Source organism: Virgibacillus subterraneus (assembly GCF_900110695.1).
GTDB classification, from domain to species: domain Bacteria; phylum Bacillota; class Bacilli; order Bacillales; family Amphibacillaceae; genus Lentibacillus; species Lentibacillus subterraneus.
Genome location: NZ_FOEH01000005.1, coordinates 281,452 through 296,365, shown reverse-complemented (window position 1 = coordinate 296,365; position 14,914 = coordinate 281,452). Strand labels below are relative to the sequence as shown.

The 14,914-nt window shown below is 38.1% G+C and carries 15 protein-coding genes, 12 tRNA genes and 1 rRNA gene; 1 reads left to right on the top strand and 27 read right to left on the bottom strand.

Annotated features, from left to right (window positions below; all coding sequences use genetic code 11):
- The 14 genes from BMY13_RS15485 to BMY13_RS15420 all read right to left on the bottom strand — a co-directional run.
- Nucleotides 1–186: ribosomal RNA gene (locus BMY13_RS15485) — 16S ribosomal RNA — on the bottom strand; the annotation flags it as partial.
- 138 nt (nucleotides 187–324) lie between these two features.
- Nucleotides 325–398 (bottom strand) — tRNA-Ile (locus BMY13_RS15480).
- Nucleotides 399–410: 12 nt separating this feature from the next.
- Nucleotides 411–484 (bottom strand) — tRNA-Gly (locus BMY13_RS15475).
- Nucleotides 485–519: 35 nt separating this feature from the next.
- Nucleotides 520–596 (bottom strand) — tRNA-Pro (locus BMY13_RS15470).
- A 5-nt stretch (nucleotides 597–601) separates the two neighbouring features.
- Nucleotides 602–678, bottom strand: a tRNA-Arg gene (locus BMY13_RS15465).
- Nucleotides 679–738: 60 nt separating this feature from the next.
- Nucleotides 739–821, bottom strand: a tRNA-Leu gene (locus tag BMY13_RS15460).
- 97 nt (nucleotides 822–918) lie between these two features.
- Nucleotides 919–1,000: transfer RNA gene (locus BMY13_RS15455), tRNA-Leu, on the bottom strand.
- 6 nt (nucleotides 1,001–1,006) lie between these two features.
- Nucleotides 1,007–1,082 (bottom strand) — tRNA-Lys (locus tag BMY13_RS15450).
- 93 nt (nucleotides 1,083–1,175) lie between these two features.
- A tRNA-Gln gene (locus BMY13_RS15445) sits at nucleotides 1,176–1,250 on the bottom strand.
- A gap of 4 nt (nucleotides 1,251–1,254) precedes the next feature.
- Nucleotides 1,255–1,331 (bottom strand) — tRNA-Asp (locus BMY13_RS15440).
- Nucleotides 1,332–1,359: 28 nt separating this feature from the next.
- Nucleotides 1,360–1,431, bottom strand: a tRNA-Glu gene (locus tag BMY13_RS15435).
- Between the two features lie 8 nt (nucleotides 1,432–1,439).
- Nucleotides 1,440–1,530 (bottom strand) — tRNA-Ser (locus tag BMY13_RS15430).
- 3 nt (nucleotides 1,531–1,533) lie between these two features.
- Nucleotides 1,534–1,608, bottom strand: a tRNA-Asn gene (locus tag BMY13_RS15425).
- 368 nt (nucleotides 1,609–1,976) lie between these two features.
- Entirely contained in the window at nucleotides 1,977–2,438 is a 462-nt protein-coding gene (locus tag BMY13_RS15420) for a SprT family protein (protein ID WP_092505659.1), read from the bottom strand.
- 185 nt (nucleotides 2,439–2,623) lie between these two features.
- Here BMY13_RS15420 and BMY13_RS15415 point away from each other — a divergent pair, with 185 nt between their 5' ends.
- Nucleotides 2,624–4,063, top strand: coding sequence for a catalase (locus BMY13_RS15415; RefSeq protein WP_175476831.1), 1,440 nt, complete (start codon nucleotides 2,624–2,626; stop codon nucleotides 4,061–4,063).
- Nucleotides 4,064–4,124: 61 nt separating this feature from the next.
- On the opposite strand, the gene BMY13_RS15410 is transcribed toward BMY13_RS15415, so the two are convergent.
- The 13 genes from BMY13_RS15410 to BMY13_RS15350 form a co-directional block, all read right to left on the bottom strand.
- Nucleotides 4,125–6,314: a Tex family protein gene (locus BMY13_RS15410; protein WP_092505657.1), complete on the bottom strand. Its 2,190-nt coding sequence runs from the start codon at nucleotides 6,312–6,314 to the stop codon at nucleotides 4,125–4,127.
- A gap of 51 nt (nucleotides 6,315–6,365) precedes the next feature.
- Nucleotides 6,366–6,968 (bottom strand): SpoIIE family protein phosphatase, encoded by a 603-nt coding sequence (locus BMY13_RS15405; protein ID WP_092505655.1) that lies wholly within the window; start codon nucleotides 6,966–6,968, stop codon nucleotides 6,366–6,368.
- Entirely contained in the window at nucleotides 6,965–7,756 is a 792-nt protein-coding gene (gene sigB / locus BMY13_RS15400; RefSeq protein ID WP_092505653.1) for an RNA polymerase sigma factor SigB, read from the bottom strand. The genes BMY13_RS15405 and sigB overlap by 4 nt, the downstream gene beginning before the upstream one ends.
- Nucleotides 7,728–8,204 (bottom strand): anti-sigma B factor RsbW, encoded by a 477-nt coding sequence (gene rsbW / locus BMY13_RS15395; RefSeq protein WP_092494234.1) that lies wholly within the window; start codon nucleotides 8,202–8,204, stop codon nucleotides 7,728–7,730. Before rsbW ends, sigB begins: the two co-directional genes overlap by 29 nt.
- On the bottom strand, nucleotides 8,191–8,535 hold the full coding sequence (locus BMY13_RS15390; RefSeq protein ID WP_092494233.1) for an STAS domain-containing protein: 345 nt from the start codon (nucleotides 8,533–8,535) through the stop codon (nucleotides 8,191–8,193). Before BMY13_RS15390 ends, rsbW begins: the two co-directional genes overlap by 14 nt.
- An 85-nt stretch (nucleotides 8,536–8,620) precedes the next feature.
- Nucleotides 8,621–9,631: a PP2C family protein-serine/threonine phosphatase gene (locus tag BMY13_RS15385; RefSeq protein WP_092494232.1), complete on the bottom strand. Its 1,011-nt coding sequence runs from the start codon at nucleotides 9,629–9,631 to the stop codon at nucleotides 8,621–8,623.
- Nucleotides 9,632–9,808: 177 nt separating this feature from the next.
- Nucleotides 9,809–10,210 carry an anti-sigma regulatory factor gene (locus BMY13_RS15380; RefSeq protein WP_092494231.1) on the bottom strand — a complete coding sequence of 134 codons (402 nt, stop codon included), beginning with the start codon at nucleotides 10,208–10,210 and terminating at the stop codon, nucleotides 9,809–9,811.
- Nucleotides 10,211–10,212: 2 nt separating this feature from the next.
- Nucleotides 10,213–10,569 (bottom strand): STAS domain-containing protein, encoded by a 357-nt coding sequence (locus BMY13_RS15375; protein ID WP_092494230.1) that lies wholly within the window; start codon nucleotides 10,567–10,569, stop codon nucleotides 10,213–10,215.
- A gap of 4 nt (nucleotides 10,570–10,573) precedes the next feature.
- On the bottom strand, nucleotides 10,574–11,443 hold the full coding sequence (locus BMY13_RS15370) for an RsbT co-antagonist protein RsbRA (protein WP_092494229.1): 870 nt from the start codon (nucleotides 11,441–11,443) through the stop codon (nucleotides 10,574–10,576).
- 238 nt (nucleotides 11,444–11,681) lie between these two features.
- Complete coding sequence (locus BMY13_RS15365; RefSeq protein ID WP_092494228.1) at nucleotides 11,682–12,044, bottom strand: type II toxin-antitoxin system PemK/MazF family toxin; 363 nt, start codon at nucleotides 12,042–12,044, stop codon at nucleotides 11,682–11,684.
- Between the two features lie 4 nt (nucleotides 12,045–12,048).
- A complete protein-coding gene (locus BMY13_RS15360) occupies nucleotides 12,049–12,336 on the bottom strand; it encodes a CopG family ribbon-helix-helix protein (protein WP_092494227.1) in 288 nt (95 codons plus the stop codon).
- A gap of 301 nt (nucleotides 12,337–12,637) precedes the next feature.
- Entirely contained in the window at nucleotides 12,638–13,762 is a 1,125-nt protein-coding gene (alr, locus tag BMY13_RS15355) for an alanine racemase (RefSeq protein WP_092505651.1), read from the bottom strand.
- A 103-nt stretch (nucleotides 13,763–13,865) separates the two neighbouring features.
- Nucleotides 13,866–14,882 (bottom strand): LolA family protein, encoded by a 1,017-nt coding sequence (locus tag BMY13_RS15350; RefSeq protein WP_092494225.1) that lies wholly within the window; start codon nucleotides 14,880–14,882, stop codon nucleotides 13,866–13,868.
- Nucleotides 14,883–14,914: the final 32 nt, after the last annotated feature.

The window sequence follows — 14,914 nt, the reverse complement described above, 5'->3', positions numbered from 1 at the left end:
GTATTAGCCCCGGTTTCCCGGGGTTATCCCAGTCTTACAGGTAGGTTGCCCACGTGTTACTCACCCGTCCGCCGCTCGTTCCACAAACTTCCCCCCGAAGGGGTCCGTCTGCTTCCCGCGCTCGACTTGCATGTATTAGGCACGCCGCCAGCGTTCGTCCTGAGCCAAGATCAAACTCTCCATAAAAGTTAGTTTGAATATGATTGACACCAATCAATCATCTATTGTCTTAGCTTTAAAAATTGAAATCAGTGTTTAAAAGTTTAACTTTTAACCTGTTTTCTTGACATACTGGTTGTTTTGTTCAGTTTTCAAGGAGCAAAATGGGCCTGGGTGGACTCGAACCACCGACCTCACGCTTATCAGGCGTGCGCTCTAACCAACTGAGCTACAGGCCCATAAGAAAAAAATGGAGCGGGTGATGGGAATCGAACCCACGATATCAGCTTGGAAGGCTGAAGTTTTACCACTAAACTACACCCGCATATGAAATCTGTTTAAATTCTTGTAATCTTTCGATGGTCGGGAAGACAGGATTCGAACCTGCGACCCCGTGGTCCCAAACCACGTGCTCTACCAAGCTGAGCTACTTCCCGTTAAATGGTGCGCCCGAGAGGAGTCGAACCCCTAGCCTCTTGATCCGTAGTCAAACGCTCTATCCAATTGAGCTACGGGCGCTTCAAAACGAGAACCTTAAATATACCATATACAGTATATAATATCAAGAAGTTTTTTTAATGCGGTCGAGAGGACTTGAACCTCCACGGGGTCGCCCCCACTAGGCCCTCAACCTAGCGCGTCTGCCATTCCGCCACGACCGCCTAATCTTCATTAGTGAAAGTTGGCAAATGGGAAGTGATTTGTCTAAAAGCACAAAATAAAATACTGCGAATAACCACAGCGATGTGAATTGTTGAGTGCGGGTGGAGGGACTTGAACCCCCACGTCGTAAAACACTAGATCCTAAATCTAGCGCGTCTGCCAATTCCGCCACACCCGCAAAAAGTGGTGAGCCATGGAGGATTCGAACCTCCGACCCTCTGATTAAAAGTCAGATGCTCTGCCAGCTGAGCTAATGGCTCATGTTATGAGTGTTTCCTAATTTTAGTATGAGCGTTCATTATTTGAATCATTATTCTGTGACGCTACACTTATATATTTAATCCATAAAAAAATGGCTGGGCTACCAGGATTCGAACCTGGGAATCACGGGATCAAAACCCGATGCCTTACCGCTTGGCTATAGCCCAACAGTGGCGGTCCGGACGGGACTCGAACCCGCGACCTCCTGCGTGACAGGCAGGCATTCTAACCAACTGAACTACCGGACCCAACCGATTTATTTATTAAAATATAAGATGACCCGTACGGGATTCGAACCCGTGTTACCGCCGTGAAAGGGCGGTGTCTTAACCACTTGACCAACGGGCCATAAAAGATGGCGGAGAAGGAGGGATTTGAACCCTCGCGCCGCTCACGCGACCTACACCCTTAGCAGGGGCGCCCCTTCAGCCACTTGGGTACTTCTCCTAATGGCTCCACAGGTAGGAATCGAACCTACGACCGATCGGTTAACAGCCGATTGCTCTACCGCTGAGCTACTGTGGAATAATTTAAAGTATTTATCAAGGTAATTCAACCTTATTTTTTGTACTCGTTGTGTTGCAAGGTTATTCGGTGAAGCAAGCACTCCTCGCAGACCTGCACATGATAGCTTACTCAGTGATGCATGCGGTCAGCTACTGTGGAATAATTTAAAAAGTAACGCCAAATAATTGCGACGAGAAATACTATACAATATCCTTCGTTTATTGTCAACAAGTTTCAATAAAATAACTAATGAAGTCGACACGTTTTTTTAAGCCTTATTAAATTTAACACGTAGGGCATTTTTCGTCAATCTATTATATGAAAATTTTATTTGTACCTTATTATATCAAACAAGCTTAATTTTTTTCAATTTCAATCTGTTAACATCAACTTGTCCTTTTCACTACTAACTTACCTTTACATTTTCCGCATCTATATTTATTAACATCTATCCGTCGAGTGCGTTTGTATATGCGAGAACAGTTATTACATATATAGATATGTTTATTTTGTCTTAGAGTGGAAGGAAGTGGCTGACAATGCCGTGGTGAGCCTGTAATCTCCAATAAATTCTTGAAGTCTCTATCACCATGCTTATACCCTTTTCCTTCTATATGAAGATGGTAATGGCAGAGTTCGTGTTTAATGATACCTATTACTTCCTTTTCCCCCATTTCCATAGAGTACTTCGGATTTAACTCAATTACTCTTTTTGAAGGTACATACCTCCCGCCTGTAGTTCTAAGCCGATTATTATATATGATTCTATCTTTAAACGATTTATGAAAATGTTTTAATGATAATTCATTTACCAATTCGTATAGTTCTTTTTCACTTAATAACTTCATATAATCATCCCTAACGTATTAACACAACACTATTTTATCATAAATTTAGAACTTTTAATATCCGAGGCTTAATTAAAATAATTGTAATTAAACATTGATTTTTGATAGTATTATATTATAATTGAATATGAGATTAATATTGTAAAAGGAGAGGTGTTCAGTAAGTGAGTAATGAAAAGAAAAGAATGACAACAGCATCTGGTGCTCCGGTTGGGGATAACCAGAATTCAATTACTGCAGGTAATCGAGGTCCAACATTAATTCAGGATGTTCACCTTTTAGAAAAACTAGCACACTTTAATAGAGAACGTGTACCTGAGCGTGTAGTACATGCAAAAGGCGCTGGGGCACATGGTTACTTTGAAGTAACAAACGATCTTTCAAAATACACGAAAGCAGACTTCTTAAGTGAAGTTGGAAAACGTACACCAATGTTTATTCGTTTTTCAACAGTTGCAGGTGAACTTGGCTCAGCAGATACAGTACGTGATCCACGTGGCTTCGCAGTTAAGTTTTACACAGAAGAAGGTAACTATGATTTAGTTGGTAATAACACACCAATCTTCTTTATCCGTGATGCTATTAAGTTCCCTGACTTTATTCACACACAAAAACGTAACCCTAAGACACACTTAAAAGACAAAAATGCTGTTTGGGATTTCTGGTCATTATCACCAGAATCACTGCATCAAATCACATACTTACATGGTGATCGTGGTATTCCGGCAACGTTCCGTCATATGAATGGATATGGAAGCCACACTTTCAAATGGGTAAATGACAAAGGAGAAGCATTCTGGGTAAAATACCACTTCATTAGTGAACAAGGTGTTAAAGGTTTAGATGAAGATGTAGCAGGCCAAATTGCTGGAGATAACCCAGACTACCATGTGGAAGACCTATACAACTCCATTGATAAAGGTGACTTCCCAGCATGGAAACTTTATGTGCAAATTATGCCGTATGAAGACGCAAAAACATATAGGTTTGACCCGTTCGATGTTACCAAGGTATGGTCTCAAAAAGACTATCCTCGTATCGAAGTAGGTCGTATGGTCCTTGACCGTAACCCTGAAAATTACTTTGCTGAAGTAGAGCAAGCTGCATTCTCACCAGGTAACTTTGTACCAGGAATTGAAGCTTCTCCAGATAAAATGTTACAAGGCCGACTATTCGGGTATTCTGATGCACATCGTTATCGTATTGGTGCCAACCATCAGGAGTTACCTATCAACCGACCGGTTAACGAGGTAAATAACAACCAATTTGATGGACAAATGCGCTATAGTAATGGCAGTGGTTCGGTTAATTATGAACCCAACAGTTATGATACTGAGCCAAAAGAAGATCCAGCTTCAAAAATTAGTCCATTTGAGGTTTATGGAGAGGCTGACAGTGTGTCATATGACAGTGATGACCATTATACACAAGCAGGAGATTTATATCGATTAATGAGTGCAGATGAGAAAGATCGTCTTATTGATGCTTTTGTGGGTCATATGAAACCTGTAGACAAAGATGAGATCAAATTACGTCAAATTGAACACTTCTACAAAGCAGATCCTGAATGGGGCGAAAGAATCGCAAAAGGTTTAGGATTATCTGTTCCAGAAGGTGTTAAATAGGTACAGTTAACCAAAAACAGCTGATTATCTTTTTGATAATCAGCTGTTTTTATTTTTTTATTTAGCCTTTATTTTCAATCATCGAAAGTGCGATACGACCTTTTTCAACATCAATTTGCTCAACCCATACCGTTACGACATCACCTACTGATGCGATATCCATTGGGTGCTTTACGAATTTGTTCGCCATTTTGGAGATATGAACAAGTCCATCCTGCTTTACTCCAATATCTACAAAAACACCAAAGTCTACTACGTTTCTTACTGTGCCTTGCATTTCCATCCCGGGTTTCAAATCTTCCATACTCAATACATTTTGTTTTAGTAATGGTTTAGGCAGATCATCACGAGGGTCACGTTCCGGACGACCTAATGCATTCATAATATCCATTAATGTAGGTTCGCCAATATCCAATTGCTCAGCGATTTCTTTTTTATCCAATTCATTAAATCTATCGCGCAATGTATTTGAGCCGATATCTTCAAGCTCGCAACCAATTATTTTTAAAAGTTTCTTCGTGTGTGCATAACTTTCAGGGTGTATCGGAGTCCTGTCCAGTGGATTTTCACCATCCAGAATTCGTAAAAAGCCTATCCCTTGTTCATAGGTTTTAGCACCTAAGCGAGGAATCTTTTTTAATTGTTTACGATTAACGAACTTCCCTTCCTCATTACGCTGGTTCACAATATTATTTGCTACTGTCTTGCTCAGACCTGCAACATATTGTAAGAGTGAAGTGGAAGCGGTATTAACATTAACACCCACTTGGTTAACCGCAGTTTCTACGACAAATGTTAATGAATTATTAAGTGCTTTTTGACTGACATCATGCTGATATTGACCAACTCCAATTGATTTTGGATCAATTTTCACAAGTTCAGCTAGTGGATCTTGCACCCGTCGCGCTATAGACGCTGCACTACGCTCTTCAACCTTCAAATCAGGAAATTCCTCACGTGCCAGTTTCGAAGCAGAATACACACTTGCCCCAGCTTCATTGACAATGATATAAGGTATATCCAGTGTGTGCTTTCCAATCACATCTGCAATAAATTGTTCCGTCTCCCTTGAAGCAGTTCCATTTCCTATTGCGATTAGTTCGATACCAAACTTATTGATAAACTCCATCACAATCTTTTCAGCACCCGCTGTATCATGTTTAGGTGCAGTTGGATAGATTACACTTACTTCATGAACCTTTCCTGTTTCATCAACCACAGAAAGTTTACAGCCTGTTCGATAAGCTGGATCAACCCCGAGAACAGTTTTTCCCTTTAATGGTGGCTGCAGTAACAGGTTTTTTAGATTTTTGGCAAAAACAGAAATTGCTTGTTCTTCAGCTTTTTCAGTTAAGCTATTACGAATTTCACGTTCTATCGATGGCTGGATCAATCGTTTGTAACTATCCTCAATAGTATTTTGCAAAATCTGGGCAGATTCCGGGTTGGCTTTATCTAATATCACTTTTTTCTGGAGATATTCGAGCACCCGCTCAGTTGGGGGCTGAACTGCCACCTTTAGCACATCTTCTTTTTCCCCGCGATTTAACGCTAAAATACGATGTGACACCATTGAACGAATTGCTTCATCATAATCATAGTACATTTCGTATACGCCTTTTTCGTCCTTCTCCGCTTTTTTTGCTTCTGCATGCATGGTACCGCGTTTAAAGGTTTCCCCACGAATAAAATCACGATACTCCGGATCATCTGATATCCACTCAGCAATTATATCGTTAACACCTGTTAATACATCTTCTACTGTGTTTAGATCATGCTCGTCTGAAAAATAAGACTTAGCTTCCGCAGAAATGTCGGTTAATTCTTGCCTCCAGACAATATCCGCCATCGGTTCAAGTCCTTTTTCTTTAGCAATTGTTGCCTTTGTTCGGCGTTTTTGTTTATATGGTCGGTATAAATCCTCCACACGTTGCAATTGTGTAGCTTGTGTAATATCACGTTCGAGTTCTTCTGTTAGCTTTCCCTGTTCATCAATTAGTCGAATTACTTCTTGTTTACGTTCAGCTAGATTAACTGCATATTGATATTTATCATGAATCAATTTGATCTGAACTTCATCAAGACCGCCTGTTGCTTCTTTTCGATAACGTGCAATAAATGGTACTGTGTTACCTTCATCCATTAACGCGATTACTTTTTTTACGGTAGCATTATTCACTTCAGTTTCTTTAGCCACCCATTGTTCTAATTCAATTGACACAATCGGCTCCTCCTTTATGTACGAACTCATTTTATCAAAAAAAGACCTAAAATGAAAAAGACCGGCACATTTAAAGCCGGCCTAATCCTCATATCGTATTGCGATTAAAGTTGTATCATCACTTCTAGCTGTTCCCTCAATGTGGTTTGCGTAGGCATTTGTAACTTGGTTTACATCCTTATTCAATAAGAAACGTTGCGATAGCTCAGCTTCTGACACTCCATCTGAGAATATAATTAGGTTCATTTTTGGTTCCAGTCTGCCTGTCACAACTTTGAAAGGTCTGTGATATCCAGCAAGAAAACCTGAATTAGGTATATTTCTCTTTTTCTTGCCATTCTCAGTAATCGTTAGCATCCCAATATTTCCTATAGATGAAAACGAGTAGCTACGCGTGTGGAATTCTATTTTCACAATCCCTATTACGGCGCCTCGCTTACCAGTCAATTGCTGATTACTCTTCTTTATCAACTGTTCGACAGTTGTATGAATGTTACTTTTAATAATATCGATTACGATTTGAGAAGATTCTTTAGCTAATTCACCACTACCTAATCCATCTGCTAAAACACAAACAAATTCATTTTCTGTTTCTGTATAAAAATAGCTATCACCACAATAATACTGACCTTTTTTTGCTTTTTGGAAAATAGCTACTTCTACATTATTCTTTTTCGCACTCAATCAAAAACCTCCGCGTTCTCCGTCTTTAATGCCTCACGTAGTTTTCTTAAAGAACGGCGCTGAAGTCGTGAAACGTGCATCTGTGAAATACCGAGTAATTCTCCGGTTTCTTTTTGACTCAAGTTATCAAAATAGGTGCATTGTAATATTTGTTGTTCTCGCTCAGATAAAACAGGTAAAATTTTCTCGAGTAACATTCGCTGATCTACATTTTCATAGCCATTTTCATTGTCACCTACTAAATCAAGTATGGCTACTGTACTTCCATCAGAGTCAGCTTCAATTTTCCGGTCAACGGAAAGTGCCTTATAGCTTTTGCCCATTTCCATCGTTTCCAAAATATCTTCTTCAGATACTTCTAAATAGTCAGCTATCTCCTTAACTGATGGTGAATCCTGATTTTCAGTAGTTAGCTCATCAACAGCTTTCTTAATCTTAGGTCCTAGCTCCTTGATTCGGCGTGGCACATGAACACTCCATGTCTTATCCCGAATAAAACGTTTTATTTCTCCGATGATAGTTGGAATTGCAAAGGATTCAAATGATTTACCGAAAGAAGCATCATACCTTCTGATAGCAGCAAGTAATCCAATCATGCCGACTTGTACAAGGTCTTCGTGTATATTACTGTTTTTCGAATACTTTCTGGCAATTGATTCAACAAGATCGGTATAAGCGAGCACAACTTTTTCCTGTGTTTCTTTATCATCCGGGTCCTGTTGAAGGTGCTCAATCCATTGGTATATCTCACCTTTGCCCTTATTGTCTTGTTGAGATCTGGTCGTCATCTAGACCCACCTCAGCTTCATTAAGGTACTTTGTCATTAACACAATCACACCATAGTTATTATTGATTTCAACTTTGTCCATTAATGCATCAATTAAGAAAAGCCCAAAGCCACCTTCACGTAAATTCTCAACAGGCTCTGAGTTCTTATATGGGCCGATTCCTCCTTTAATTTGATTTAAATTAAAGCTGCCACCGTGATCTGCTACCATAACTTCAAGACGATTTTCATACACGCCAAATCCAACAGTTATTTCCCCATTGTCTTCTTCGGTATAAGCATGATCAACAGCATTTGTAATAGCTTCCGAAATAGCCACTTTTAAATCTTCTATATTTTCGTAGGTAAAACCCATTCTGTTAGCTATCCCTGATATACTTAGTCGGACAACACCAACATATTCAGCTTTAGCAGGAACCTTCATTTCAATAAAATCAAATTTGTCCATTTTGATTCCCACCTCTAATTGCAGTAGTTATGTCTATAATTTCGTCCAAACCCGTAATTTTGAATAAACGTAAAACACGTTCCTGCAGATTCACCAATTTTAAATGACTATTGTTTTCTTTTGTTGACTTTAAAGCACTTATAAAAACACCAAGGCCAGTACTATCCATATAATTAACGTCTTCAAGGTCCACTTCTATTAGTTGACTATCAATTCTAGTAAGTGGTAATAAGGACTCTTTTAACTGCGGTGCTGTGTAAGCATCAATTTCGCCTATTAAGCTAACAATAGACTTTTCATTTTCTTCTGCAACATCAACCTTTAAGTTCATCTCCATCCTCCTTGAATCAACATATCTATTTATATATATATATTCTTTTTTAGTAACAAAGAACTATACCCAAAACAGAAAAAGATTAAACTTCTTTCCGTAAAACGATTAAGGTAAAGTCATCGCGTAATTGGAAGTTCTGTAGACGTTCGAAGTGCTTATATACACCATTGACAAGTTCCTGAGCGGTTAAATGAATATATTGTTTAATAACATCCAGCACTTCTTCACTTTCAATAAAGCGGTCTCCTTGCCTGCACTCTGTAACCCCATCAGTTAACAGAATAACCATGTCACCCTTATTAATTATACGCTCATACTGTTTGTAATTAGTATCCGCGGAAACACCGAGCACAAGGCCCTTCGTTTCTATCTCTTCAAAAGTATTACTTTGAGCATCATAATAAAATCCGGGTTCATGACCTGCTGAGGAGTATCGAAGTTTACTCTCAGCTGGGAGATATTGTGCATAGAACATTGTAATGAACATACTTGGATCTACATTTCGTTCAACAACACGGTTTAAATTTTTTAAAATCGATTTTGGACTCATTGTTGCTTCCGGAAAACTGTCCATCGAGTATTTAATCATAGACATACATAATGCAGCCGGTATACCTTTACCAATAACATCCGCAACAGCAATCCCCAGCGAACCATCCTTGCCTTTAATAAAATGATGGTAATCACCATTCATTTGATGTGCCGGTACACTTATGACACCCACATCCAAATCATCAATTACAGGTTTTGTAGTAGCAAGCAACGTATCCTGCATACCTGCAGCTACAGAAATTTCCGATTTTAGTTCGGATTGTTGTTCCCTCAATGTTTGATACTCCTGATGTGCCAATCCATAAGAAATCATCGTTTCCAATAAGAAATCCATGGAATGTCGAATGTGTTCTGGAATTTCATCGTAAAGTTCTGTTAGTGCCTGTATATGAAAATTTACAATCTCTTCTGGCGGAATGCTGTTTTTAATGAATGTCTTACTAATTTGTTCAGCCCCATAAAGAGATTGTTCATCTTGTGTATTAATGTAATTCCTTAATAGTTCTTTATAGTTAACTGCATCCAATTTTAGGGCATCCATGCATTCGTTCCTCCCCCTGTTATATACTTTCTACAATGTGAAAAGGGGAGATTTTATTTATTTTCTCCCCCCCTTTTTTTAGCAGTTATGAAAGTATAAATCCCTTCTTACCGCATAAATTGCAACTAAGAATTTCGCTTTAAGTTTGCGAAAACCAAGTTATCTAACTATTTACCATTATCTTACCCATTTGATAGCTCTGATTTCTGTTCCTTTATCATCTTCTGACCTTATATCGAACTCGTCCACTAGTCTTTTAACTCCGGGAAGTCCAGCACCAAGTCCTCCAGATGTTGAATAACCATCCTCCATTACTTGGCTAATATCCTTAATTCCTGGACCGCTATCAACGGAAATAATGCTCATTCCCTTGTGATCAATATTATCAATCACTTCAAAGCAAATTTTTCCAGTATCAGTATATAAATATATATTTCGAGCTAACTCAGATATCGCTGTCGCAATACGCGCCTGATCAACTGTACCAAATCCGATTTTTCTTGCGATGTCGCGGCCAAGCTGGCGAGCAGCTACAATATCCCACTCTTTTTGAATAGTAACAAAGGATTGGAGATCCATACTCATTCCCCCAATTCCTGATGCAGTTTTACCAAGCCCTGCTCCAGATCTAAAGCAGTTGGGACATTTCTTAAATGAATTCCCAAATCAATTAATGTCATAGCAACAGCAGGCTGGATTCCTGTCAATACTACTTTTGCCCCCATAAGATCTGACATTGTAACGACATCACCTAATACCTTGGCAATAAATGAGTCAATTACTTCTACAGATGTTAAATCAATTACTACTCCTGATGAACCACTTTTGTGAATTTTGTCCAACAAATCTTCCTGGAACTGGATTGCTGTATTATCATCAATCTCTGTTTGAATTGAGATCAATAAATAGTTGTGTAATTTTAATATAGGTATCCGCACACTATCACTCCTTACCAATGGATTCAATCATGTCTTCAATTTTCTGGTTTTCGGTATTCATATCGACTACTTTTCTATTTGTAATTTCCAGTGCTGTAGTAAATCCTTTTTTCAGCGAGCTTTTGGTAGGGAATTTACCTAAATCAATACCAAGGTTTACAATAGTTTGTGCAATCTCAGGACGAATACCTACAAGAATGCATGTTGATCCTATTAATCGTACCGCTTCTGCTGCCTGAATAATGTGATGGGCAACCATCGTATCAACAACAGGGACGCCTGTAATATCCATTAGAACAACCTCTGAATTATGTTTCATTACACCTTCAAGCAAGTTTTCCATAATTAACTTCGCACGTTCAGTGTCGATTGTTCCAATCAAAGGCATAACCGTAATATTATCCATAACGGGGATTAATGGTGCAGACAATTCCTGAAGTGCAACACGCTGCAGCGAAACAATATGTTCCCAGCTACCTGAATACTCATTTACCAATTGTCGAATTATCGGTTCTGTCCAAGCATCTACACTCTTCAAGACCTGTGCAATATAATTTGAATCAACTTGTTCAGACTGACTGAGAATGAAGTCAACTGTTACTCGCCTAAAAACTTGTAAGCCATCTGTTATATAGCTTAATGGCCAACCTAAATTTATCAGCTTTTCAGAAAAGTCCTCCAGATGTTTTGTGGAACCTTGATCTTTAATACTTTTAAAAATAACATTCACAAATTCTCTATTGGTACTCTCAAATAATTCATCTGATACATTCGATATATAATTTCCATTTTTTAAAGAATCAATTTCATTTATCCACATATTAACTATTGAATCACTGTTTTCCAAAGCAATTTTTTTAAATTTTTGGTCCATTAGTTTACCTCCTGCTAACACATTAATCAATATTATTGAAATTATTATTTAAAAAATTCTATATATATTAATAATACCATTTAGGTAAGGTTTTATCATGGTGATTTACTATTTTCAAGAAAGATGTATTTTATTTCTGTATATTGTAACATAAAATCGATAATTAAATATTCAATCTACTCCCTAAGCTCAACAACAAAAAATACCCCTGCTTCACACTCATCGGGAAGGGGGGGTATCACGATTGATCATACATTTCCTTAAGTCCTAGACTTATTTCCAATGCCTTATCAATTTTTTCCATCATTTTATTATCCAATTTTGTAATTTTATCCGTTAAGCGTTGTTTATCTAACGTTCTAATTTGTTCTAGCAATATGACCGAATTACGATCGAACCCATACCGTTTTGCATTTATTTCCACATGTGTAGGAAGCTTGGCCTTTTGAATCTGCGCAGTAATCGCAGCCACAATAACTGTTGGGCTAAATCTATTTCCGATATCATTTTGCAGGATCAATACCGGGCGTATGCCTCCCTGTTCTGATCCAACCACAGGGGATAGGTCAGCGAAGTATACTTCGCCTCTTTGAACGATCAAATGCTTACACCCCGATCACAGAGCGCTCTAGGGTGTTTTTTTCAGCCTCCTCTTCAGCTTGAAAAGCTTCGGAAGCAATAGTTAAATTAATTCTGGCCATTTCTTCGTACCCTTGCTGCATAGATTCGCGAAATTGTTGAATATGCTCATCTTTCTTATGTTCCAGATAGTTTCTTGTAGCTTGACATATGAAATCACTGAAATCACTATTTTCATATTTCATTAATCCATCCACCTCATTTAATAGGTTTTTTGGTAATCGTACTAAGATCTCTTGTAAGCTCTCTGACAAAACCATACACCTCCGCCAACTGTTGAACGACCACTATTTAACTCTTTTTTAATAATATCATTGTAGCCCAAGGTTTGCAAAGGTATATAAAAAATTTTTAAATAAAAAACAGGGATTTTTTTAACAGTTAAGAAAACATAAGTATTTTCTTACTGCATAACTCCTGCTAAGGCTTTCGCCATTAAACCATGTCGATAGGCGATAAGTTAAGTTTCCTAAAATTATTTCCTTGTAGTATATATATTTTATTTTGAGATAATTATATTATGCCAATTGTTGCCAAAAAATAAAAGTTGTTGTCTCACTTTTCTTTGTGGAGTCTTGGTACACGATTGGTTATCATGCAAGGTATCTCATAATTTATCGTTTCCAAATGTGCTGCAATTTCATCTATTTCGATTTCTTCATTTTCCTGCTTCCCTATTAGCGTTACCTTTGTACCTATCGGATATTCACCATCCATCTTTATCATAGTTTGATCCATACATATTCTTCCTACAACAGGCATCCGCTTTCCGTCTATTAATACATCAATTCCTTGTAACTTACGAATCCATCCATCAGCATAACCAATGGGTATTGTTCCAATCCACTCATCTTTTGATGCTACATGTGTTGCGCCATAACTAATCGATTCTCCACTTGCAATTTTCTTTACATGAATTAATTGGCTATTTAAGGAGAAAGCAGGTTTCAAATCAATTTCACGTTCTCTTTTCACTATTTCTGATGGGTATAGACCATACATGGCGATACCAAATCTAATATAGTGATACATATTTTCCGGGAAGCGGATAGAAGCTGCACTATTACCGACATGGATTATTACAGATTCTTTCCAAATAGTATTGAATACATGTAATAATTGTTCAAAACGCGTTTTTTGCACTTCAAAGTAGGATAAATCAGGTTCATCAGCAGTAGCAAAATGTGTATATATTCCTGTCAGACTTATACGCTGAACGCCGTATAATTCGTCGACTATCTCTTTTAGTTCATCAGCTGTACGTATGCCAACTCTTCCCATACCAGTATCCCATTTCATATGCAGTTTTAATGGGTGAGTTAATGGGAGATCTTTCACTTCACGAATCCAATCTTTCTGAAAAAAGGTCAGCGTAATATCCTGCTCAGCTGCTATTGGAGTATCTTTTGGAGAAACTCTTCCAAAGACTAAAATCGGCGCTTTAATATTAGCGTTACGTAATAGAAGGGCTTCCTCCAGCAATGCCACCGCTAGCATACTTGCACCTGCTTCTAACGCTTTTCTAGCGACTTCTACACCACCATGACCGTATGCATCAGCCTTCACTACTGCCATCACGTTGCTATGTTGAGGTAGCTTCTGCTTAATTTGTTCAACATTATAAGCGATTGCATCCAGATTTATATCAGCCCATGTATCTCTATATATTGCGTCTGCCATGGCAGAAATCCCCCTTTTCTAGGTATTATCTATATCATATCTTATTATTTTAAAAATAAAAAGCAGACCCCCTCTCCTTATGAGCCTGCTTGCTACTATTCATTTACTTCACTTCTTTGCCTTGAACGGATTTTGCTACGTCAATTAACTCTTCTTTGTTTAACTCGTCACTGGCCAAAATGAAGTTCATCCCGTTATTGCTCCACTCTATAGTATTCCCGGAAAGTGCACCAATTGAGTGTCCAAGATTCACTATCTCACCATCTACTACTTGCGGAGAAGACATAGTTGGTATTACTTCCATTTTCTCTTCAATTAGCGTGAAGTTCTTTTCGCCAGAAAACGTCATGATTACACGTTGGCCATTTTCAAGTTCAACTTCTTTTTGTTCAACTAATTCAGAACCGGCCATATCCAGTGGAAATACCACTGTAAATGCATCCGCTTCTCCCTCACCAGAAACTGGTGCGTCTGTTAGTCCGCTTGTCATATTCTTTTCCATTGAGAAATCATCATCATTAAAGGTTGGGTTTGTATCAAATTCAGAAAAGTTAACTTCAACTAAGGCCTTTTTGTCTTTATCTAGTACTTTTACCATAACTGGTGTATATGTTTTCTTATCAAAATAAATTTCTTGATATGGAAGATTATTGTTACTTTGATAATTTGTCTTAGTCTCGAAAATATAATAATTATCGCTTACCTTAAAAGAAGCTTCTTTATCTTTCATAACATCATTCACAAGTGATTGATATAGATATGGCTGACTACCGTTCTCTGGCCATTCTTTTTGAAATTTGAAGCTTTTGTTTAACGCAGGGGAAAGTACAAAAACCCCATCTTCATTCTTCAAGATAATTTGGCTGCCTTTTTTATCTTGTTCATTCGTTAATTCGACGCGATAAAAATCTTTCTTCTTATGCCAAATGTTTATATTGTACTTCTGATCTTCCTGTCCAGTGTTCATTTTCATTTCGGCCTTTGCTTTATATCCATTCATTGCCTCTAGCTTGGATTCTAATTTCTCAACAACATCTTCCTGGGATTTTTCACCACAGGCTGCAAGTACAAGGATTAAGCCGAAGACAATTACCATCCAAATCCCAAACATTTTTTTCATGGACATATCTCCCTTGTCTCATTTCACTCTTT

What these genes read in the sequence shown, in the direction of transcription:
- BMY13_RS15370 (WP_092494229.1), bottom strand. Translation starts at nt 11,443, where the DNA reads ATGGACCAAAAATTTAAAAAAATTGCTTTGGAAAACAGTGATTCAATA.
- BMY13_RS15410 (WP_092505657.1), bottom strand. Translation starts at nt 6,314, where the DNA reads ATGAGTTCGTACATAAAGGAGGAGCCGATTGTGTCAATTGAATTAGAA.
- BMY13_RS15380 (WP_092494231.1), bottom strand. Translation starts at nt 10,210, where the DNA reads ATGGATCTCCAATCCTTTGTTACTATTCAAAAAGAGTGGGATATTGTA.
- BMY13_RS15420 (WP_092505659.1), bottom strand. Translation starts at nt 2,438, where the DNA reads ATGAAGTTATTAAGTGAAAAAGAACTATACGAATTGGTAAATGAATTA.
- sigB (WP_092505653.1), bottom strand. Translation starts at nt 7,756, where the DNA reads ATGACGACCAGATCTCAACAAGACAATAAGGGCAAAGGTGAGATATAC.
- alr (WP_092505651.1), bottom strand. Translation starts at nt 13,762, where the DNA reads ATGGCAGACGCAATATATAGAGATACATGGGCTGATATAAATCTGGAT.
- BMY13_RS15390 (WP_092494233.1), bottom strand. Translation starts at nt 8,535, where the DNA reads ATGAACTTAAAGGTTGATGTTGCAGAAGAAAATGAAAAGTCTATTGTT.
- BMY13_RS15350 (WP_092494225.1), bottom strand. Translation starts at nt 14,882, where the DNA reads ATGAAAAAAATGTTTGGGATTTGGATGGTAATTGTCTTCGGCTTAATC.
- BMY13_RS15385 (WP_092494232.1), bottom strand. Translation starts at nt 9,631, where the DNA reads ATGGATGCCCTAAAATTGGATGCAGTTAACTATAAAGAACTATTAAGG.
- rsbW (WP_092494234.1), bottom strand. Translation starts at nt 8,204, where the DNA reads ATGGACAAATTTGATTTTATTGAAATGAAGGTTCCTGCTAAAGCTGAA.
- BMY13_RS15415 (WP_175476831.1), top strand. Translation starts at nt 2,624, where the DNA reads ATGACAACAGCATCTGGTGCTCCGGTTGGGGATAACCAGAATTCAATT.